Source organism: Streptomyces violaceusniger Tu 4113 (genome assembly GCF_000147815.2).
Lineage (GTDB): Bacteria > Actinomycetota > Actinomycetes > Streptomycetales > Streptomycetaceae > Streptomyces > Streptomyces violaceusniger_A.
Genome location: NC_015957.1, coordinates 5780590 through 5803371, shown reverse-complemented (window position 1 = coordinate 5803371; position 22782 = coordinate 5780590). Strand labels below are relative to the sequence as shown.

At 73.9% G+C, this 22782-nt stretch carries 5 protein-coding genes; 1 reads left to right on the top strand and 4 read right to left on the bottom strand.

From position 1 onward, the window contains the following. Nucleotides 1-2: 2 nt before the first annotated feature. The gene (locus STRVI_RS24005) at nucleotides 3-218 is read left to right on the top strand and encodes a ferredoxin (protein ID WP_043236453.1); all 216 of its coding nucleotides are present in this window, start codon (nucleotides 3-5) and stop codon (nucleotides 216-218) included. 21 nt (nucleotides 219-239) lie between these two features. Here STRVI_RS24005 and STRVI_RS24000 read toward each other — a convergent pair whose 3' ends face one another. The 4 genes from STRVI_RS24000 to STRVI_RS23985 all read right to left on the bottom strand — a co-directional run bounded on the left by STRVI_RS24000 (nucleotide 240) and on the right by STRVI_RS23985 (nucleotide 22782). Continuing rightward, nucleotides 240-1103, bottom strand: coding sequence for an SAM-dependent methyltransferase (locus tag STRVI_RS24000; protein ID WP_014058219.1), 864 nt, complete (start codon nucleotides 1101-1103; stop codon nucleotides 240-242). 149 nt (nucleotides 1104-1252) lie between these two features. Then, nucleotides 1253-1456 (bottom strand): MbtH family protein, encoded by a 204-nt coding sequence (locus STRVI_RS23995; RefSeq protein ID WP_014058218.1) that lies wholly within the window; start codon nucleotides 1454-1456, stop codon nucleotides 1253-1255. A 60-nt stretch (nucleotides 1457-1516) separates the two neighbouring features. Continuing rightward, nucleotides 1517-2773, bottom strand: a complete 1257-nt coding sequence (locus STRVI_RS23990) for an MFS transporter (RefSeq protein WP_014058217.1) — start codon at nucleotides 2771-2773, stop codon at nucleotides 1517-1519. Further along, nucleotides 2770-22782 carry a non-ribosomal peptide synthase/polyketide synthase gene (locus STRVI_RS23985; protein ID WP_014058216.1) on the bottom strand — a complete coding sequence of 6671 codons (20013 nt, stop codon included), beginning with the start codon at nucleotides 22780-22782 and terminating at the stop codon, nucleotides 2770-2772. The genes STRVI_RS23990 and STRVI_RS23985 overlap by 4 nt, the downstream gene beginning before the upstream one ends.

The following is a 22782-nucleotide window of genomic DNA, read 5'->3' as shown; positions in this document are numbered from 1 at the left end:
GGATGACCTGGAAGGCGGAGATCGACGCTGGCCGGTGCATGGCGTCCGGCATGTGCGCCGGAATCGCCCCCGACCTGTTCGTCCTCGACGAGGAGCATGCCCGGCCGCGACACGAGGAGGTCCCGGAGGAGGAGCGGGTGCTGGACGCGGCGGACTCCTGTCCCGCGCTGGCGATCACCATCCGCGACGGCACCACGACCGTCGGACCGCGTCCCTGAACCCTTTCTCAGAAACCCGCGTCAGGACTTCTGGGCGACACCCGCCCAGAAGGACACCTCTTCGTCGGTCACATCGCCGGTCTCCACCTGGGAGTCCGTTTCGGCCAGGTCGGTGCGCCACCGGTGCGGCACCTCCAGGCCCGGTTCGGCCAGCTCCAGCCCGGTGAAGAAGCGTTCCACCTCGTCCCTGGTGCGGATCTTCCCCGGGATGCCCCCCTTGTTGTAGATCTGCACGGTCTTCTGGGTGGCCTCGGGGTCGAAGTCCGGGGTGATGTGGCTCAGCACCAGAAAGGAGCCGGGGGCGAGCGCGTCGACCAGCCGTTGGACGATCTCGTACGGGCCCCACTCGTCGGGGACGAAGTGCAGCAGCGAGACCAGGCTCAGCGCGACGGGCTCGGACAGGTCCAGCACCTCGGTGAGATCGGGCGAGGCGAGGATGTTCCCGGGCTCGGTGATGTCCCCGTGCACATAGGCGGTGCGGCCCTCGGGGCTGCTCTTGAGCAGGGCCTGGGCGTGGGCGAGGACGATGGGGTCGTTGTCCACGTAGACGACCCGGGCATCCGGGGCGATTCCCTGGGCGATCTCGTGGAGATTGGGCCGGGTGGGAATGCCGGTGCCGATGTCGAGGAACTGGCGGATGCCCCGCTCGGCGGCGAGGAAGCGGATCGCGCGGTGCATCCAGGCCCGGTTGGTCCGGGCGGCGATCATGACACCCGGCCAGAGGGTGAGCACCTTGGCCGCGGCCTCACGGTCGGCGACGTAGTTGTCCTTGCCGCCCAGGAAGTAGTCGTACATCCGGGCGCTGTGCGGTCGCCCCTGGTTGAGGGGGGTGTTGGGGGGCTCCGGCCCGCTTCCGGTCTGGGATGCTACCCCTTGCGCGCTCACGTGGCTCTCCTCCGTATCCGGGCGCGATCGCTCGCGCCGCGGCCGACTGTTCCCAGGATGGTAAACCGCCTGCCGGTACGGGGAAGTTGAGGGGCCCGGTCGCGGCCGGCGCCGTTACGCGCCGGCCGCACCGCCCGATGAGGCCCCGGTCAGGACGCCACGTTGGCCATACGTTCACGCAGGCTGCGCGGCCGCATATCGGTCCACACCTCGTCGACGTACGCGGAGCACTCGTCCTTGGTGCCCTCCTTGCCGACGGGGCGCCAGCCCTCGGGCACCTCGAGGTCGGCGGGCCACAGCGAGTACTGGTCCTCGTCGTTGCGCAGCACCTGGTAGCGGGCGTTGTCGTCCATGGTCGTTCTCTCCTGTCGGTGATCGGTCAGGTTGGGGATGGTCGGTGAGATAAATGACGGTCAGTGGGCTTTCGTCGGCTGCCCCTCCTCATGGCGCCGGGACAGCGTGCGCAGGGTCGGGCTGGCGGTGGCCAGGACGGCCGCGGCGGCCATCCCCATCGCGCAGAGCAGGATCGCCCGGTCGCCCGGCACGATCTGGGCGAGCGATCCGCCCAGCGCGGGGCCCGCCGCGCCCGCGGCTCCGCAGGCCAGCACGAGTGTGCTGGTGAGCCTGCCGCGCAGCTCGTCCGGGGTGCGCAGTAGCTGATCGGTCATGATCGCGGTGTTGGCCGTCGGCGGGAACAGCGCCATCAGGGCGAACAGCACCCCGATGAGATAGCCGCTGTCCACGAGTACGGTGACCGGGGCGAAAACGGCCAGGGCCCAGAACACCGCGACGATGGCGCCGTACGAGCCCAGCCGCCGGTACAGCACGGGCGCCACCAAGGCGCCGGCCACCCCGCCCACCCCGAGCATGGCCGCCATCACACCGACCTCCCCGGAGGGCACCCCCCGGGACTCGGCGAGCACGATGACGACGAGATAGAAGGCGCTGAAGAACAGATTGAGCACCACCGCGCATGCCACGGTGACCCGGATCCTGCGCTCCCGCCACACCCACCGCAGCCCGGCCAGCGCCTCACGGCCCAGTGGGCCCACTCCGCCGGGGGGCCGCTCGCGCCGGGGCAGCCTGACGAAGAGCAGCGCGACGAAGGAGAGCGTATGCGTCACGGCGTCCACCAGGAAGGGGACGAACCGCCCCACGGCGAAGAGGAATCCGCCGGTCGCGGTGCCCGCGAGCTGGCCCATCGAGGCACGTGCCGTGTTCATCGCCACCGCCGTGGGCAGATGGTCGTCCGCCACCAGGGTCGGCAGCGACGCGTTCTCCGCCGGTTCGAAGAGTGCCGCGCTCGCCCCGAACACCGCCGCCACGGCCACCATGTGCCAGACGCTGGCCGCACCGGCCCACACGGCGACCACCAGGCTGATCGCGGAGACCGCCTGGGCCGCCTCGCAGCCCAGCATGATGGCCTTGCGGTCGTAGCGGTCCACCAGGACACCCGCCGGGAGCCCCACCACCATCTGCGCGGCGGCGATGGTGCCCATGACCAGGCCGGAGGCGGCGGCCGAGCCGGTGAGCGCGAGGACCAGCAGCGGAAACGCGATCACCGCCGCGTGGAAGCCGAACTCCGAGAGCGCCTGACTGCCCCACAGCAGCCGGTAGTCCCGGTTGCGCGAGAGGGGAACCGGCGGGGACACCGGCGGGGCCGCGGTCATACGGCGCCCCGGCAGTCCGCGGCGATCCGGCGCAGCGCCTCCGCAAAGTCCCCGGCCACCGCCTCCACGGTCGCCCTCTCGTGCACATCGGGGCGGTAGCGCCAGGTGAAGCCGAGCCGGCCGTCCTGCACCGCGCCCACCACCTCCAGCAGATGGGAGCCGCCCTTGCGCGGGTCGTGGTCCTGGCCGAACGACCCGTGCTCGGCGTGCACCAGACCGCCCTGCGACCGCGCCGACCGGGCGTCCCACTGGCCCAGGTAGTTGAACACGATCTGCGGCCCGGCGCCGTGGCGGGACAGCCGCTCACGCAGCGAGGGCGGGCCGAAGGCCCGCAGCGCCCCGAAGCCGAAGCCGTTGCCGGGGACGGTCCGCAGCCGCCGCCGGACCGACTTGACCAGACCGCGCCAGTCGGCCGGCCCGCTCTCGGGGATGTCCGGCAGCTCGAAGGAGACCGGGTACATGGTGGTGAACCAGCCCACCGTACGGGAGAGATCGACCCCGTCCAGGATGTCCTCGCGCCCATGGCCCTCCAGCTCCACGGATACCCGCTCCTGGCCCGTCCAGCGGGACAGCGCCAGCGCGAGGGCGGCGAGCAGCACATCGTTGATCCGGGTGCGATAGGCGGTGGGCGCCGAGCGCAGCAGCGCCTCGGTGTCCCGCTCGTCGAGCTCGACCGGCACCGTACGGATCTCGGACCCCGGCGCGGCCACCTGATGGTCGACCGGCAGCGGCCGTGCGTCGAGCGCCCCGCACCAGTGGTCGGCCTCGTGGTCGAGCGCGCCGCCCGCGACATGTTCGGCGAGCCCCCGCGCCCAGTCGCGGAAGGCGGTGGTCCTGGAGCCGAGGTCCACCGGTTCGCCGCGTACGCCCTGCTGATAGGCGATGTCCAGATCGTCCAGCAGGATCCGCCAGGACACCCCGTCGATGACCAGGTGGTGCGCGGTCAGGAAGAGGAACGGCCGCCGGCCCTCGCCGAAGCGGAACAGCGCGGCCTTCAGCAGCGGCCCCCGGCCGAGGTCGAAGTCCGCGTGGAGCGCGTCGGCGGCCTTCTCCATCGCCGCGTCCGCCTCCCGCGCCGGCCGGCCGGACAGGTCCTGGCGGTCCAGGACGGCGACCTCGGCCTCCGGTTCGGGGACGTGGCTCCGCCATTCGCCGCCGTCCTCGGTGAACCGGGTGCGCAGCGCATCGTGGTGGACCAGGAGCGCGGCCAGCGCCCCCTCGAGCGCCTTCTCGTCCGGCTCCTGGTGCAGCTCCAGCAGGGTGGACTGGTTGAAGTGGCGTGGATTCACGGTGTGGGTGGCGAAGAACCAGCGCTGGATCGGGGTGAGCGGAAGCGACCCGGTCACCGGCTCCGCACGGACCTCGTCCCGCTCGGCCGTGGCCACGGTGGCGAGCGCGGCCACCGACTGATGGGCGAACAGGTCCTTGGTGGTCAGCCGGAGCCCGGCCTGGCGGGCGCGGGAGACCACCTGGATGCTGAGGATGGAATCCCCGCCGAGGTCGAAGAAGTTGTCCTCCACGCCCACCCGCTCCAGACCGAGCACATCCGCCCAGATGTCCGCTATCCGGTGCTCCATCGGGGTGCGCGGGGCGACATGGCCCGCACCGGAGGTGACGGGCGCCGGATCCGGATCGGGCAGGGCCCGGCGGTCGACCTTGCCGTGGGGCGTGAGCGGAAGGGCGTCCAGGGTGGCGAACGCGGACGGCACCATATGGGACGGAAGGGTCTGCCCGAGGACGTCGCGCAGCGAGGCGGCGGTCGGCGCGGCGCCCGGCGCCGGGACGACATAGCCCACCAGGCGCTTCCCGCCGGACGGCTGCTCCGGGGTCGGGGCGGTCTCGCGTACGGCGACCACCGCTTCCCGCACCTCCGGACTGCGCCGCAGCGCGCTCTCCACCTCGCCGAGTTCGATCCGGAAGCCCCGCACCTTGACCTGGTCATCGGCCCGGCCCAGGAACCTCAGCTCACCGTCGCCGGTCCACCGCACCACATCGCCGGTGCGGTACATCCGGCCGCCCACCGGGCCGAACGGATCGGCCACGAACCGGGCGGCGGTCAGCCCCGGACGGCCCAGATAGCCGCGCGCCAGACCGACGCCCGCCACGTACAGCTCCCCGGCCACGCCTACCGGCACCGGGCGCAGCGCCTCGTCCAGCACATGGACCCGGGTGTTCGGGATCGGCCGGCCGATCGGCGGCGCTCCCGACCCCGCCGTGAGCGGGCCGGACCAGGTGCTCACCACCGTGGCCTCCGTCGGGCCGTAGGAGTTGACCAGGCGCCGGCCCGGCGCCCAGCGGTCCACCAGCTCGGCGGAGCAGGCGTCACCGCCGACGATCAGGGTCCGCAGATCCGGCAACCCCGCCCGCCACGCCGCCTCCGGCACGGTGGCCAGCGCGGCCGGGGGGATCAGCGCATGGGTGATCCGCTGCCCGCCGAGCACCTCGGCCAGCCGCTCGCCCAGCAGCGGGCCCTCGTCACCGATCACCAGCGTCGCGCCACGGGGCAGCGAGACGCACAGCTCCAGGACGGAGGCGTCGAAGCTGGGGGAGGAGAACTGGAGCACACGGTCCCCGGCCCGCACGTCGTAGTGCGCGGCCGCGGCCGCCGAGAAGCTGGCCAGCCCCGCATGGGTGACCACGACCGCCTTGGGCACACCGGTGGATCCGGAGGTGTAGATGACATACGCCGGATGGTCCGGCGTCAGGCCACGGCCGGGCGGTGGCCCGGCGGGGCCGTCCTCGGTCCACACCGAGGCCGCGTCGTCGAGCACCACCGAGGGCGCGGCGTCCCGCAGCATGAACGCCACCCGCTCCTCGGGATAGCCGGGGTCGACCGGCAGGAACGCACCGCCCGCCTTCGCCACGGCAAGCTGCGCCACCAGCATCTCCACCGAGCGCGGCAGCACCAGCGCCACCAGGCGCTCCGGCCCCACGCCCTGGCCGATCAGCCGGTGCGCCAGCCGGTTCGCGGCCGTCTCCAGCTCGGCGAAGGTGAGATCGCCCTTCCCGTACCGTACGGCCGTGGCATCCGGGGAGACGGCCGCCTGCCGCTCGAACAGCTCGCGCAGCGTGGCCGGGTCCACCTCGCGCCGGGTGTCGTTCCATTCGACCAGGGTGCGCCGCAGCTCGCCCGGGGTGGTCAGCGGTAGTGCGCCCACCGGCCGCCGCGGATCCTCGGCGATCCCGGCGAGCAGCGTGCGCAGGGCGCCGCCCATCCGCTCCACGGTCGGGGCGTCGAACAGGTCGGTGCTGTAGCCGATCAGCCCGCGCAGCACCCCTCCCTCGGCCTCGGCGAACTCGAAGGTGAGGTCGAAGGCGGCGGTGTCGGTGTCCAGCTCCACGTCCGCCAGCTCCAGACCGGGCAGCTCCAGCGCCCGGCCCGGGGCGTTCTGCAGCACCACCATCGCCTGGAACAGCGGTGTCCGGCTGGTGTCCCGGACCGGCCGCACCTCGTCCACCACCCGCTCGAACGGCACCGCCTGATGGGCGAAGGCGTCCAGGACGGTGCCGCGCACCTCGGCCAGGAAGTCCCCGAACGGGGCATGCGGATCGACCGTGGAGCGCAGCACCAGGGTGTTGACGAAGAAGCCGATCAGCCGCTCCACCTCGGGGCGCTCCCGCCCCGAGGTGACGGTGCCCACGGCGATGTCCCGCCCGCCCGACAGCCGGGCCAGCAGGATCTGGGACGCCGCCACCAGCGTCATGAACAGAGTGGTTCCCCGCGCCTGCCCGAACCCCTTGAGGCACAGGCTCACTTCGGCGGGCACCGTGAACTCCACGGTCGCGCCGTGCTTCGTCCGCACCGCGGGCCGGGGCCGGTCGGTGGGCAGCTCCAGCGGCGGGACGCCAGCCAACTGGCGTGCCCAGTAGGCAAGTTCCTCATCCGCGCGGGGAGCGGTGAGCTCGCCGCGCTGCCAGGCGGCGAAGTCCGCGTAGTGCACCGGCAGCGGGGGCAGCGCCGCGGGCTCACCGCTCAGCGCCGCCCGGTACAGCTCCCGCAGATCACCGGTGAGCACACCGGTGGACCAGCCGTCGGTGATGATGTGATGCAGCGTCAGGCTCAGTACGTGCTCCTGGCCGCCGAGCCGGATCAGCCCGGTCCGCAGCAGCGGTCCGCGCCGCAGATCGAACGGGCGCGCCCGTTCGTACGCCAGCAGCTCCACCAGCTCCGCCTCCCGCCCGTCGGCGGGGAGATGGGACAGATCGTACGGGTCGAGCCGGATCTCCCATGGGTCGTGCACGATCTGCACCCCGCGGCCGTCCACCGCGTCGAAGGTGGTCCGCAGTGACTCATGCCGCGCCACCAGCGCGGTCAGCGCCGCGCCGAGCGCGTCCACATCGAGGGCTCCGCGCATCCGCAGCGCCAGCGGGGTGATGTACTCGGCGCTGTCCGGCGCGAAGGAGTCCAGGAACCACAGACGTTGCTGCGGATACGACAGCGGCAGCTCGCCGTCCCGGGCCACCGGTGTGATCGGGGCGGATCGGTCCCGGGCGCGGCCGTCCGCGCCACCGAGCGCCTCGGCCAGGGCGGCGACGGTCGGATGGGTGAACACCAGGCGGGGCGAGGGCTCCACCCCGAGCACCTCCCGCAGCCGTGAGGTGAGCCGGATGGAGAGGATCGAGTCGCCGCCGAGCTCGAAGAAGTTGTCCCCGGCGCCGACCCGTTCCACCTCCAGCACCTCGGCCCACACCGCCGCCACGGCCTGTTCGGCCCCCTCGCGCGGTGCGCGGTAGAGCGTGCGGCGGATGTCCGGGCCCGGGGCGGGCAGCGCCGCGCGGTCCAGCTTCCCGGTCGGGCCGAGCGGCAGCACCTCCAGCGGGACGACGGCGGACGGCACCATATAGTCCGGGAGCCGCTCCGCCGCGTACGCCCGCAGCCGCGCACCGTCCACCGCCCCGTCGCCACCGGCCACCACATAGGCCACCAGCCGCTTCCCACCGGGACCGCCGCTCTGGGCGACCACGGCGACATCCGCCACCTCGGGATGCCCGGCCAGCACCCCCTCCACCTCGCCCGGCTCGATCCGGAAGCCACGGACCTTGACCTGGTCATCGGCGCGGCCGAGGAACTCCACCGTGCCGTCCGGCCGGCGGCGCGCCAGATCGCCGGTGCGGTACATCCGCTCCCCGGCGGGCCCGTACGGATCGGCGAGGAACGCCGCGGCGGTCGGACCGGGACGGCCGAGGTAGCCACGCGCCACCCCTTCCCCGGCGAGGAAAAGCTCCCCGACCACCCCCGGCGGCACGATCCGCAGCCGCGCATCCAGGACGTGGACCCGCATGTTGTCCAGCGGCCGGCCGATCGGTACCACCTCGGGCACCTCGTCGGCGCGGGACATCGGGAAGGACGTGGCGAAGGTCGTCGTCTCGGTCGGCCCGTACCCGTCCACGACGGTCAGCCCGGGACAGCGGTCCAGCACCCGGCGCACCGAGGCCGCGGGGACCACATCGCCACCCGTCCACACCTCGCGCAGCCCCGCGAAGCAGTCCGGCTCGTCCTGCGCCAGCAGCCGGAACAGCCCGGCGGTCAGCCAGAGTCCGGTGATCCCCTGCCCGGCCACCAGCCGGCGCACCGCAAGTGCGTCCAGCTCGCCCGATGTCACCACCACCCGGCCACCGCCCAGCAGCGGCACCCACATCTCGTAGGTGGCGGCGTCGAACGCCACCGGCGAGTGCAACGGCACCCGCTCATGCCCGCCACCGGCGAAGGCGCGGTCCAGGGCGAGCGCCGCCACATCGCGATGGCGCACCCCCACGGCCTTGGGCACACCGGTCGACCCGGAGGTGAACATCACATACGCCAACTGGTCCCGGTGCACCGGCACCATATGCGCCATCGGCTCGGCCTCCCGCGCGGCGGCCACCTCCTCCGGCGTCAGCATCACCGCGGCGCCCGCCTGGTCCAGCAGTGTCCGCCGCCGATCGCCCGGGGCGCGGACGTCCACCGGTACGTACACCCCACCGGCCCTGGCCACCGCGAGCTGGGCCACGACCAGCTCCACCGACCGGTCCATGAGCAGCGCCACCCGGTCCTCCGGCCGTAGCCCGGACCGCATCAGGTGTTCCGCCAACCGGCTGGCCCAGTCGTCGAGTTGGGCATAGCTGAGCGAGGTGGCGCCGTCGGTGACGGCGACGGCGTCCGGGGCACGGCGGGCCCGCTCGGCGAACAGCTCGGCCAGCGAGCCCTCCGGCAGCGGCCGGGCGGTGGCATTCCACTCGCCCATCGCCCGGAGGCGCTCCGCCGCCGTCAGCAGCGGCAGCTCGTCCAGGGACCGTCCGGCGCCGTCCGCGATCCCGGTCAGCAGCGTCTGAAGATGGGCCGCCGCCCGCTCCACCGTGGCCGCGTCGAACAGCGCCGGATCGTAGGCGATGTCGAAGCCCAGCCGGTCGCCGAGATAGGCACGCAGACACAGCGGGAAACTGGTGGAGTCCTCGGCCCGCACCTCCCGGACACGGATCCCGGCACCGGCCGCCGACGCCTCGTCGAAGGGGTAGTTCTCGAACACCACCATGCTGTCGAAGAGCGTCTCACCGGCCGGAAGCGCGCTGAGGGCCTGGATCCGGGGGAGGGCGACGAAGTCGAAGCGGCGGGACTCGCTCTGCTGCTCCTGAAGCTCCCGCAGCCACTCCACGACCTCACGGCCGCCCTCGGCCACGGCCCGGGTGGGGACCGTGTTGATGAACATGCCGACCATCGTCTCCACGCCCGGCAGCCCCTCCGGACGGCCCGAGACGGTGGTGCCGAACACCACATCGCGCTCACCGCCGTACCGCGAGAGCAGCAGCGCCCACGCCCCCTGAACCACCGTGTTGACCGTCAGCCCGCCGCCGCGCGCCGTCTCCCGCAGCCGGGCGGACACCTCCTCGGTCAGCTCCAGCCGGGTCAGCGCGGTCGAGGTGGTGCAATGCGCCTCCCGGGGCGGCCGGTCGTACGGCAGTGGCGTGCGGGCGCCGAACCCCGCCAGCACCCCGCGCCAGTGGCGCTCCGCCCGCTCCTGGTCCTGTTCGCGCAGCCAGCGCAGAAAGTCCCGGAAGGGCCGGCGCGCGGCCGGCTGCGGTGTGCGGCCGGCGACGAGGGCCGCGTAGGTCTCGCACACCTCGGCGAAGATCTGACCGGTGCTCCAGCCGTCGAGCATCAGATGGTGGGAGGTCCACACCAGCATGACCTCGTCATCGGGCAGCCCGGCCACCGCGATCCGGCTCAGCGGGGCCGAGGTGAGTGCCATCCCGGCGGCGCGGTCCTCGGCCAGCAGCCGGCCCAGCGCCTCCTCCCGCGCGGACTGTGTCAGCCCCCGCCAGTCCAGCCGGGCGGTGGGCAACCCGGCCCGGCGGTGGACGAGCTGGACGGGCTCGGCGAGCCCCTCCCAGCGGACGGAGCTGCGTAAGCCCGGCGTACGGTCCACCACCCGCTGCCACGCGTCGGCGAAGGCGTCCGGGTCGGCGATCCCGCCGATCCGGATGGCGATCTGGTCGAAGTAGGCGCCACCGGTGGCACCGCTGTCCACGAGGCCGTGGAAGAGCATGCCGGCCTGGAGCGGGGTCAGCGGATAGACGTCCTCCACCACGCCGCCGTCACCGGCGATCAGGTCCACCTGGTGCTGGTCGAGCCGGGCGAGCGGGAAGTCGGACGGGGTGCGCCCGCCCGCGCCGGGCTCCGCGCAGTGCGCCACGATCTCCTTCAGCGCGGCCAGACAGTCGTCCGCGAGCCGGCGCACGGTCGCCTCGTCGTACATCCGGGCCGGATAGCTCCAGCCCAGCTCCAGCCGGCCGTCCTGGACCGCGCCGGTGACCTCCAGCAGACACGGGCGGATCTCCCCGGGCGGGGCGTCCTGGCCGGTCACGGGGAGGGCGGCCCGGTAGAGGCCGGGGGCGCCGCCGTCGTCCGCCGCCACATCCCACTGGCCGTGGTAGTTGAAGACGATCTGCGGCGACGGGCCGCCCCGCAGCCCCCCGGCCGGGGAGCCCTCGGGGGCCAGATGGCGCAGCGCTCCGTAACCGAGCCCGTGGTGCGGGACGGCGCGCAACTGCTCCTTGACGGACCGGAGGGTGTCGCGCCACCCCGCCTCGGCGTCGACGGCCAGCGCGAGCGGGTACTCGGAGGTGAACCAGCCGACCGTACGGGAGAGATCCAGGTCCTCGAAGAGATCCTCGCGGCCGTGTCCCTCCACGCCGATCAGCACCGTGTCCCCACCGGTCCAGCGCGCGAGCGCCCGGCCGAGCGCGCCCAGCAGCACATCGTTGATCCGCGTCCGGTAGACACCGGGGACCTGGCGCAGCAGCGCCTCCGTCTCGGCCCGGCCGAGGACGGTGGTCACCGTGGCAGCCGTCCCATGGGTGTTGGGGCCCTCGCGGTCGACGGGGAGCGCGGCGGGCGCGGAGCACGCCACGCCCGTCCAGTACTCCAGATCGCCGTCGAGCCCGCCGGAGCGCACGTGTTCCGCCAGCCGGGCGGCCCACCGCGTGAAGGCGCTGCTCGCCGGGGGCAGGGTGGCCGGGCCACCGGCGGCGGCGCGGCGGTAGGCGGTCTCCAGATCGCCGAGCAGGACCCGCCAGGAGACGCCGTCCACCACCAGATGGTGGGCGGTGAGCAGCAGCTCGGACGGCCGCCCGGCGCCGAAGGTGAACAGCAGCACCCGCAGCACCGCCCCCTCGGCGATGTCCAGCCCCGTCTGGGCCGCGACCGTGGCCTCCCGTACGGCCTCGGCGCGTCCGGCATCATCAAGACCGGACAGGTCGTGCCGCACCAGGACACCGTCGGGGGCGGCGGGAAGGACCTCCTGTCGCCACCGCCCGTCGACGACCAGGAAGCGGGTGCGCAGCGCCGCGTGCTGCGCCACCAGGGCGTCCACCGCCTGCCGCAGGGCGGCCTCGTCGAGGTCGCCGGTGAGTTCCAGCCGGTGGCTCATGGTGAAGTGGTGCCGCTCGCCGGTCCGCCGCCCGTCGAGGTACCAGTGCTGGATCGGGGTCAGCGGCGCCGGTCCGGCCACCGCCCCGGCGGGCTCCGGAAGCGGCTGCCGTCCGGTGGCCTCGACGCTCAACGCGAGTTCCGCGATGGTCTGGTGGCGGAAGACGTCCTTGGAGGTGAGGGTCAGCCCGGCCTGGCGGGCGCGGGAGACGATCTGGATGCTGAGGATCGAATCGCCGCCCAGGGCGAAGAAGTTGTCCTCCACACCCACCTGGGGGACGCCCAGCACCTCGGCCCAGACGCCCGCCAGCACCGTCTCGGCCGGGGTCCGGGGCGCCACATACGGTGACCCTTGCTCCGGCCGGTCGGGGGGAGCGGGCAGCGCGCGCCGGTCAACCTTGCCGCTGTCGGTGCGGGGCATCCGCTCCAGCGTCACGAAGACGGCCGGGACCATGTAGTCGGGCAGGGTGCGCTTGAGCCGGTTGCGCAGCTCCACCGGATCGGGGAAATCGGCGGCCTCAGCGGGCGGACCGGCGGCCGCGTTGGCCGAACTACCGGTCACCAGATAGGCCACCAGCCGCCGGTGGCCGGTGTCCTCACGGGCCACGACCACCGCCTCCTGGATCGCCGGATGGTCCAGCAGCGCGGCCTCGATCTCGCCGGGCTCGATCCGCAACCCACGGATCTTGAGCTGCTCGTCGGCGCGGCCGAGGAACTCCAGCGCCCCGTCCGCCGTCCAGCGCGCCCGGTCGCCGGTGCGGTACATCCGGCTGCCGGGAGGGCCGTACGGATCGGCGACGAAATGCCCCGCGGTGAGCCCGGGACGGCGCAGATAGCCGCGGGCGACCTGGGCCCCGGCCAGATGGAGTTCCCCGGGGACACCGGGCGGCACGGGCCGCAGCGCGCCGTCCAGGACGTACGCCCGCAGATTGCGGCCGGGCCGTCCGATGAGCGGGCGCTCGCCGAGACCGGCCAGGTCGCCGTAGACCGCGTCCACGGTGCATTCGGTGGGCCCGTAGAAGTTGTACGCCGCCACGCCCGGCACCGCGCGCAGCTCCCGCCACAGTGCCGTCCCGAGGGCCTCGCCGCCCACCATGACGATCCGGGGGCGGGGGGGGCCTCGGGCGAACAGCCCGGCCGCCATCAGCTCATGGAGGTACGACGGGGTGAGGTCGACGAAGTCCACGCCACGGGCGTCGATCAGCGCCACGAGCGCGGCCGGGTCGAGCCGTACCGCGTCGTCGACCAGATGCACCTCCTGGCCCGCGGCCAGGAAGACCGCGCCCTCCCAGGAGGTGTCGAAGGAGAACGCGGCGGTCAGCGCCGCGCGCAGCGGACGGCCCGCCTCGGTCCGGTGCGGTGCGATGAGCTCGGCCGCGTGGTCGAGACAGAGGTTGACCAACTGGCGGTGCTCGACGGCGACGCCCTTGGGGCGGCCGGTGGACCCCGAGGTGTAGGTGATGTACGCGGTGTGCCCGGGGAGCAGCGGGGACAGCCGGTCCGCGTCGGTGGGATCGGTGTCCCGCAGCCCGTCCAGGGTCGCGTCCCGCAGGACATCGGGGGTGAGGACGACCTCGGGCGCGGCGTCCTCCAGCAGGAATCGCGCGCGCTCGGCGGGCAGTTCGGGGTCGACGTAGAGGTGCGTACCGCCCGCCTTGAGGACGGCGAGCAGGGCCACCATCAGATCGGCGGTGCGCGGAAGCCTGACCGCGACCACCTTCTCCGGGCCCACGCCGAGGCCGATCAGATGGTGCGCCAGCCGGTTGGCGCGGGCGCCCAGCCCCGCGAAGTCGTAGGTGGCGTCGGCGGCCACCAGCGCAGTGGCGCCCGGGGTGCGGGCGGCCTGCTCCTCGAAGAGTCGGGGGAAAGTGGTGTCCGCCACCGCGAGCGCGGTGTCGTTCCACTCCTCCAGCACCGTCCGCCGTTCCCCGGCGGTCAGCAGCGGCAGTTCGCCCACCCGCAGCCCGGGGTCCTCGGCCACCGCCTCCACCAGCAGCCGCAACTGGCGGGTCATCCGCTCCACAGTGGCCGCGTCGAACAGGTCGGTGTTGTACTCCACGAAACCGGTCAGGGCGCCGAGGCGCTCCACGAAGTCGAAGCCCAGATCGAAGACGGCGGTCCGGCCCGGGACCCGGACGGCCTCCACGGTGAGACCCGGCAGGTCCGGCACCTCGGCGCCCAGATTGTGCAGCGCCACCATGACCTGGAAGAGCGGGGTGCGGCTGGTGTCCCGCTCGGGCTGGAGCGCGTCCACGATCCGCTCGAACGGCACGTCCTGGTGGGCGAAGGCGTCCAGCACGGTGCCCCGCACCCGGGTGAGCAGCTCCTCGAAGGGTTGGTCGGCGTCCACCCGGGTGCGCAGCACCAGCGTGTTCACGAACATGCCCACCAGATGCTCCAGTTCGGGGCGCTCACGTCCCGAGGTCACGGTGCCCACCGCGATGTCCTGCTGGCCCGACCAGCGGGCGAGAAGCACCTGGCAGGTGGCGAGGAGCGTCATGAAGAGGGTGGCATCGCCGCGCCGCCCGGCCGCGCGCAGCCGCTCCACCAGCCCGGCGGGCAGGGCGAACTCCAGCAGCGCCCCGCATCTGGTCTGCACGGCCGGCCGCGGACGGTCGGTCGGCAGCTCCAACGGCGCCGACTCGGCCAGCCGCGCCCGCCAGTACTCCAGTTGCGGCTCCACCGCCGCCGCGCCACCGAGCGGATCGCGCTGCCACGCCGCGTAGTCGGCGTAAGCCAGCGGCAGCGGGGCGAGCACGGGCGGCCGTGCCATGACCGCCGCGCCGTACAGCTCGCTCAGATCGGCGCCGATGACGGCGGTGGACCAGCCGTCCGTGACGATGTGGTGCATCGTCAGGGTGAGCACGTGTTCCTCGTCGTCCAGCCGGATCAGAGACGCCCGCAGCAGCGGCCCGGTGCGCAGATCGAAGGGGGTGGCGCCCTCCCGCTCCAGCAGCCGCGCCAGCTCCCGCTCGCGGTCGGCCGCGGGACGGGCCGTGAGGTCGTGCGAGGGCAGCGCCACCGGGTACGGGTCGTGCACCCGCTGCACCCCGCGGCCGTCCACCTCGGCGAAGGTGGTGCGCAGCGGCTCGTGCCGGGCCACCAGACCGTCCAGGGCGGTGCGCAGGGCGGCCGTGTCCAGACGGCCGCGCAGCCGCAGCGCGAACGGCGTCACATACTCCGTGCCGCCGTCGTCGAACGAGTCCAGGAACCACAGGCGCGCCTGCGCGAAGGACAGCGGCAGTTCCCCGTCCCGTGGCACGGCCGGGATGCTGTCCGTACTCCCGCGCTCCTCAGGCGCGGTCAGCGCGGCGGCGAGCTCGGCCACGGTGGTGTGGGTGAACAGCGCGCGCGGGGTGACGTCCACACCGAAGGCCGTTCGCAGCCGGGAAGCCACCCGAATGGCCAGGATCGAATCGCCGCCGAGGGCGAAGAAGTCGTCCGTCGCCCCGGCCTCCTCGACCGGGAGGACCTCGGCCCACACCCGCGCCACCGTACGCTCGGCCTCGGTGCGCGGGGCGATCCGCTCGGCGCTCGCCGCGAAGCCGTCCGGGCCGGGCGCGGGCAGCGCGCCCCGGTCCCGCTTGCCGTTGGCGGTCAGCGGCAGCGCGTCAAGTGACAGGAACGCCGCCGGAATCATCTGTGCGGGCAGCGACCGCTGCAGGAACTCCCGCAGCTCGGCGGCGTCCGGTGGCGCGGCCGCACCGGCGGCCACCACATAGGCCACCAGCCGCCGTATCCCGGGCTGGTCCTCCCGCACGGTCACCACCGCGTCGCCGACCTCCGGATGGGCCACCAGGGCGGCCTCGATCTCCCCGGGCTCGATCCGGAAACCGCGGATCTTCACCTGGTCGTCGGCGCGGCCCAGATACTCCAGCTCCCCGTCCGCGCTCCACCGGGCCCGGTCGCCGGTGCGGTACATCCGGCTCCCGACGGGCCCGTACGGATCGGCCACGAAACGGGACGCGGTCAGCCCCGGGCGGCGCAGATAGCCCCGGGCGAGCCCGGCCCCCGCCACATACAGCTCGCCGACCGCCCCCGGCGGCACCGGCTGAAGACCCTCGTCCAGCACATACACCCGCAGATCGGGGATGCCGGTGCCGATGGCGCTTCCGGTGGCCGCCGCGAGCGACGCGGTGGCGCGGTCGAGCGGGGCGTAGGTGACATGCACGGTGGTCTCGGTGATCCCGTACATGTTGACCAGCACCGGCGCGGTGTCCGGATGCCGCGCGTACCAGCCCGCCAGCCGCCGCGCGTCGAGCGCCTCACCGCCGAACACCACCCGGCGCAGGGCGAGCCGGGCCCCGGGGTTCTCCTCGTCCGCGCGCATCAGCCCCTGGAAGGCGGACGGCGTCTGGCTGAGCACCGTCACCCGCTCCTGCGCCAGCAGCCGCAGGAACTCCTCCGGGGAGCGGGAGACGGCGTACGGCACGACCACGAGCCGGCCGCCGTGCAGCAGCGGCCCCCAGATCTCCCACACGGAGAAGTCGAAGGCGTAACTGTGGAACAGCGTCCACACATCGCTCGCGTCGAACGAGAACCACGCATGGGTCCGGGAGAACAGCCGGACCACATTGGCGTGCGGGATCACCACCCCCTTGGGCACGCCCGTGGACCCGGAGGTGTAGATGGCGTATGCGGGACTGTCCGGCAGCGGCCCCGAACCGGCCGGGACGGCGGCGGGCCGACGCTCCAGGTCGGCGATCAGGGCGGGGTCGTCCAGGCACAGCCGGGCCACGGCGGTGTCCTCGCCGAGCCGCGCCGCCAGGGCGGCGGTGGTCAGCAGGACGACCGGTTCGGCGTCGGCGAGCATCCGGGCGATCCGGCCGGACGGCTGGTCCGGGTCGAGCGGCAGATAGGCCGCCCCCACCTTCAGCACCGCCACGATCGCCACGATCATGTCCGGCGAGCGGGGCAGCGCCAGCGCCACATACCGCTCCCGCCCGGCCCCCTCGGTGATGAGCCGATGCGCCAACCGGCTGGCCCTCGCGTCGAGTTCGGCGTACGACAGCGATTCCCCGGCGCAGGAGACGGCGATGGCCCCGGGGGTGCGGGCGGCCTGCTCCTCGAACAGCTCCACCAGGGTCCGCTCCGGTGTCGCCGGGGCCGCGCCGCCGCCCCACTCCACCAGGATCCGCCGGCGCTCCTCGCCGCTGGTCCACGGCAGCGCCCGCAGCGGACGGTCGGTGTCCGCCGCGATCGCCGTGAGCAGCAGGCACAGCCGGTCGGCGAGCGCGGCCGCGGTCCGGGCGTCGAACAGCCCCGGGTCATAGCCGAGATCGAAGCCCAGCCGGTCGGAGAGATGCGCCCGCAGACTCAGGCCGAAGTTGGTCGCGTCGACGGATTGCACCTCGACGATCCGCAGCCCCGCCTCGCGCGCCGAGGAGTCGTCGAAGGGGTAGTTCTCGAACGCCACCATGGAGTCGAAGAGCGGGGTCCCGGCGGGCAGCTCGCTCCAGCCCGACACCTGTGCCAGCGAGACGGATTCCTGGCGCCGGGACGCGGACTGCGCCATCTGGAGCTCCCGCAGCCAGTCACCGGTGTTCCGGGCGGCGTCCACCCGGACCCGGGTCGGCAGGGTGTTGATGAACATCCCCACCATCGACTCGACCCCGGCCAGCTCCGCCGGGCGGCCCGAGACGGTGGTGCCGAAGACCACGTCCTCCACACCGCCGTACCGGGACAGCAGCAGCGCCCAGGCCCCCTGCACGATCGTGTTGACGGTCAGGCCCCCGCCGCGGGCCGTACGGCGCAGCTCCTCCGACACCTCCGGGGTGAGCGCCACCGCCACGGTCGCCGAGGACCGGGCCCGGTGGGACTCCACGGCCACGCGGTCGCGGGGGAGCGGGGTCGGCGCGGTGAAGCCCGCGAGCAGCTCCCGCCAGTGCCGCTCGGCCTCCTGCCCGTCCTGCCCGGCCAGCCACTGCAGATAGTCTCGGAACGGCCGGCGGGCGGGAAGTGCCGGGGTACGGCCCCGAGTGGCCGCGGTGTACCGCTCGCACACCTCGGTGAACACCTGCGCCAGGCTCCAGCCGTCCAGGACCAGATGGTGCGAGGTCCAGATCAGCGCCACCCGGGCATCGGTCAGCCGGGCGATGGCCAGCCGCATCAGCGGCGGCGTGGCCAGGTCGATGCCCAGGGCCAGGTCCTGGGCTCGGAAGCGCTCCAGCTCGGCCTCGCGCCGCTCATCGGACAGCCCGCGCCAGTCCAGATGGGTCACGGGCACCTCGGCCCGGTGGCGGACGATCTGCAGCGGCCGCTCCACGCCCTCCCAGACGACGCCACTGCGGAGCACCGGGGTGCGGTCCACCGTCTCCTGCCAGGCCCGGGCGAACGCCTCCGGGTCGCGCACCCCCTCCAGGGTCAGCACGGCCTGGTCGAGGTAGACGTCCTCCTCGCCGCCGACCAGCCGGTGGAAGAGCATGCCCTCCTGAAGCGGCGTCAGCGGATAGACGTCCTCGACCTCCCGTCCGTTGCCCACCAGCCGGTCCACGGCGGCCTGGTCCAGCCGGGCCAGGGGGAAGTCGGAGGGCGTCCGGCCGCCCGCGCCCGGTCCGTCGCAGTGCGCCACGATCTCCCGCAGCGCCGTGAGCATGCCGTCCGCAAGCCGCCGCACCGTGGCCGCGTCATGGACCCGGTCGGAGAACAGCCAGGTCAGCTCCAGTTCACCGGCCGCCACCACGGCGGACACATCGAGCGGATACACCGAGGGCTCGTCGGCGGCCAGATCCCGCCCCAGGCTCTTCCCGGTGAGGGTGAACGCGCCACCGTCCCCGCCCGAGCCCCACTGGCCGTGGTAGTTGAAGCAGATGCCCGGCAGCGGGGCGTCGGCGAGCGCCCGTGCGGGGGAGTCCGGGGCGCTCAGATACGCCAGCGCCTCATAGCTCAGCCCCCGGTGCGGCAGCGCGCGCAGTTGCTCCTTCACCGACCTCAGCACCACGCCCCAGTCGCCTGCGGGCAGTGTCAGCGCCACCGGGTACTGCGTGGTGAACCAGCCCACGGTCCGGGACAGCTCGACGGCCGCGTCCAGCTCCTCCCGGCCATGGCCCTCCATGGCCACCAGCACCCGGTCCTCGCCGGTCCAGCCGGCGAGCACCCGCCCCAGCGCGCTGAGAAGCACATCGTTGATCTGCGTCCGGTACACGGCGGGCACCCGGCGCAGCAGCCCGTCGGTGACCTCGCGGTCGAGCGTCAGGCGTACGGTGTGGGTGGACCCGGCCGTGGCCGTGCCCGGGCGGTCCACCGGAAGGTCCGCGCCGCCCGCCTCCCGTACGCGCTCCCAGTACGCCAGATCGCCGTCCAGCAGCCCCTCCCGCACCTGCTCGACCAGCCGGTGGGCCCAGGTGGTGAAGGCGGCGGAGGCGGGCTCCAGCCGCACCGGCTCCCCGGCGGCGGCCTGCCGGTAGGCGCTCTCCAGATCGCCCAGCAGAATGCGCCACGAGACGCTGTCCACGGCCAGATGGTGTGCGGTGAGGAACAGCCGCGGCCGGGCCCCCGCCCCGCGCCGGAGCAGGGCGCCCCGCAGCAACGCCCCCGTGGTCAGGTCGAGTTCGGCGCGGGCGGCCGCCGCGGCCGCCTCGGCGGCGGCCGTCTGCTCGGCGCCGTCGAGCCCGGCCAGATCGTGGTGGCGCAGCAGCGGCCCGCCCGCGACGCCGTCCGCGAGCTGCCGCCACCCGCCGTCGTCGCCCTGGACGAACCGGGTGCGCAGGGCCGGGTGGTGCGCGACCACGGCGTCCAGCGCGGCGTCCAGCGCGCCCTCGTCCAGGTCGTGCGGCGGATCGAGCACCATCGACATGGTGAAGTGGCGCAGCGGGCCATGGGTGGCGAAGAACCAGTGCTGGATCGGCGTGAGCGGCGCCGGACCCGCCGCGTCCACCGCCTCGTCGGCGGGGGCGCCGGGCGCGCTGCGCGGCGTCACGGCTGCGGCCAGCTCGGCGATGGTCTGGTGCAGGAAGACATCCCGCGAGGTGAGCGCGAGTCCGGCCTGGCGGGCGCGGGCGACGATCTGGATGCTGAGGATCGAATCGCCGCCCAGCTCGAAGAAGTTGTCGCTCACTCCCACCGTTCGGGCGCCCAGCACCTCGGCCCAGATCCGGGCGAGCTCCCGCTCCGTCTCCGTGCGCGGAGCCTCGGCGGCCCGCTCCGGCCGGTCCGCGTCGGGCCGCGGGGCGGGCAGCGCCCGGCGGTCCAGCTTGCCGCTGGCGTTGAGCGGCATGGCGTCGAGGGCGACGAACGCACCGGGGACCATATGGCCGGGCAGAGTGCGCCCGAGGGCCGCGCGCAGTTCGGCGGAGGCGGGCGGCTCACCGCCCGGGGCGGGCACGTAGTAGGCGGCCAGCCGCGTGTGGCCGCGGTCGTCGGTCACCGCGACGACGGCCGCCTCGGCGACGGCCGGAAGATCGAGCAACGCCGCCTCGATCTCGCCCGGTTCGATCCGGTGGCCCCGGATCTTCACCTGGTGATCCGCGCGGCCGAGGCAGTCCAGCTCCCCGTCGGCGGTCCAGCGGGCCAGGTCCCCGGTGCGGTACATCCGGCTCCCGGCGGGCCCGTACGGATCGGCCACGAAACGGGACGCGGTCAGCCCGGGACGGCCCCGGTACCCCCGAGCCACCTGCTCACCGGCCAGATACAGCTCACCCGCCACCCCCACCGGCACCGGCTGGAGCCGCGAGTCGAGCACATAGGCGCGCAGATTGCCCAGCGGCCGGCCCACCACCGGACGCCCGGCGCCGCCGATCCGGGCGGCGAGCGCGTCGATGGTGCACTCGGTCGGACCGTAGAAGTTGTACGCCGTCGTGCCCGGGGCGTCCGCCAGCCGCAGCCACAGCGACGGGCCGAGCGCTTCGCCGCCCAGCATCAGCACCCGCGGCCGGTGCCGGGGGTGGTCCAGCAGTCCGGCCGGGAGAAGCTGCCGCAGGTAGGAGGGGGTGAGGTCGAGGAAGTCGATGCGGTGCTCGGCGATGTGCTCCACCAGCGCGGCCGGATCGAGCCGGGTGGCCTCGTCGATGAGGTGCAGCTCATGGCCGTCCGCCAGCAGGAGCAGCCCCTCCAGCGAGGTGTCGAAGGAGAACGACGCGGTCAGCGCCGCGCGCAGCGGCCCGCCGCCCGCCTCGGCCACAAAGCCCTGCCGGTGGCCGACCAGCAGATTGACCATCGACCGGTGCTCCACGGCCACCCCCTTGGGGCGGCCGGTGGATCCGGAGGTGTACAGGACGTAGGCGGCGCTGCCCGGGTGCAGTGCGGCGGTCCGGTCCGCGTCGGTGGGATCGGCCGTCGGCAGTGTGGCGGGGACGGCGCGCAGGGCGGCCTCGTCGAGCACCAGCACCGGTTCGGCGTCGGCCAGGAGGAACGCGAGGCGCTCGGCGGGGAGTTCCGGGTCGAGGGGCAGGTAGACCCCGCCCGCCTTGAGCACCCCCAGGATCGCCACGACCATGTCGGCGGTCCGCGGCAGCTTCACCCCGACGACGCGCTCCGGCCCCACGCCCTGGGCGATCAGATGGTGCGCCAGCCGGTTGGCGGCCGCGTTCAGCCCCGCGAAGTCGTAGGTGGCGTCGGAGGCCACCAGCGCCGTCGCTCCCGGGGTACGGGCCGCCTGCGCCTCGAACACCGCCGGGAACGTGGCCGGTTCGACCGCGAGCGCGGGGCCGCGCCCGGCGGCCGTCATCCGCCGCCGCTCGCCGTCCGTGAGCAGGGACAGCTCCCGCACCGGCCGGTCCGGATCGGCGGCCACCCCGTCGAGCAGCACCAGCAGATGGCCCGCCATCCGCTCGGCGGTCGCCGTGTCGAACAGCTCGGTGCTGTACTCCAGCAGCCCCCGCAGCTCCTCCCCGTCCTCGACGAACTCGACGCTCAGGTCGAAGGTGGCCGATTGCCGGGGCACATCCACGCTCGCCACGGCCAGCCCGGACAGCCGGGGCGCGCTCCGCGGGGCGCTGTGCAGCAGCACCATCACATCGAACAGCGGATTGCGGCCCGCCTCCCGGCGCGCCCCCACGGCCTCCACCAGCCGCTGGTATGGCGTCTCGTCATGGGCGAAGGCGTCCAGCACCGTGGCCCCGGCGTCGGCCAGCAGCTCACGGTAGGAACGGGCCGTGTCCACCGCGGAGCGCAGCACCACGGTGTTGACGAAGAAGCCGACGGCGCGCTCCAGTTCGGTGCGGCCACGGCCGGAGGTGACGGTGCCGATGGCGATGTCGTCCTGCCCCGACCAGCGTGCGAACAGCCCCTGGCAGGCGGCGACCAGCGCCGTGAACAGCGTGGTCCGCTCCCGCGCGGCAAGCGCGCGCAGCCGGTCCGCGGTGGCGCGGTCCACGGTGAACTCATGGATCGCCCCCGCCGAGGTGGGCGCTGGGAGCCGGGGCCGGTCGGTGGGCAGCTCCAGCGGGACGACGCCGTCCAGCCGCCCCTTCCAGTAGTCGAGCTGCCGGTCCAGCGCGGCCCCGGAGAGCCGCTCCCGCTGCCACACGGCGAAGTCGGGATAGTGCACCGGCACCGGGGGCAGCGGGTCCGCGCCGGACTCCGCGCCGTACAGCGCGCACAGCTCGCCCTGGAGCAGCCCCATCGACCAGCCGTCGGTGACGATGTGATGGGCCGTGAGCAGCAGCACGTGCTCGTCCTCGGCCAGGCGGATCAGCAGCGCCCGCAGCGGCGGGCCGGTCCGCAGATCGAACGGCCGGGCGTACTCGGTCAGGAGCAGCCGGTCCAGCGCCTCCGGCCCCCGGTGAGCGCCGATGAGGTCGGCCACCGGCAGGGGCACGGGCGCGGCCGGGTGCACCACCTGAGCGGGCCGGCCGTCGATGTCGTCGAACGTGGTCCGCAGCGCCTCATGCCGCTCCACCAGGGCATCCAGCGCCCCGGAGAGCGCCGCCACGTCCAGCGCGCCGGTCAGCCGCAGCGCCAGCGCGCTGTTGTACCCCGCCTCCTCCGGCTGGAGGGTGTGCAGAAACCACAGCCGTTCCTGGGCGAAGGACAGCGGCAGCGGCCGCGCGCGGTCCGCGCGGGGGATGGCGGCGGCGCGCCCGGCCTTGCCCGCGAGGCGGCGGCGAAGGGCCTCCCGCAGCTCCTCGGGCAGCGCGGAAGCACGATCGTTCCTCGAAGACGTCAT

Excerpts from the sequence above, each read along its gene's own strand:
- STRVI_RS24005 (WP_043236453.1), top strand. The coding sequence starts at position 3 with ATGACCTGGAAGGCGGAGATCGACGCTGGCCGGTGCATGGCGTCCGGC.
- STRVI_RS23995 (WP_014058218.1), bottom strand. The coding sequence starts at position 1,456 with ATGGACGACAACGCCCGCTACCAGGTGCTGCGCAACGACGAGGACCAG.
- STRVI_RS23990 (WP_014058217.1), bottom strand. The coding sequence starts at position 2,773 with ATGACCGCGGCCCCGCCGGTGTCCCCGCCGGTTCCCCTCTCGCGCAAC.
- STRVI_RS23985 (WP_014058216.1), bottom strand. The coding sequence starts at position 22,782 with ATGACGTCTTCGAGGAACGATCGTGCTTCCGCGCTGCCCGAGGAGCTG.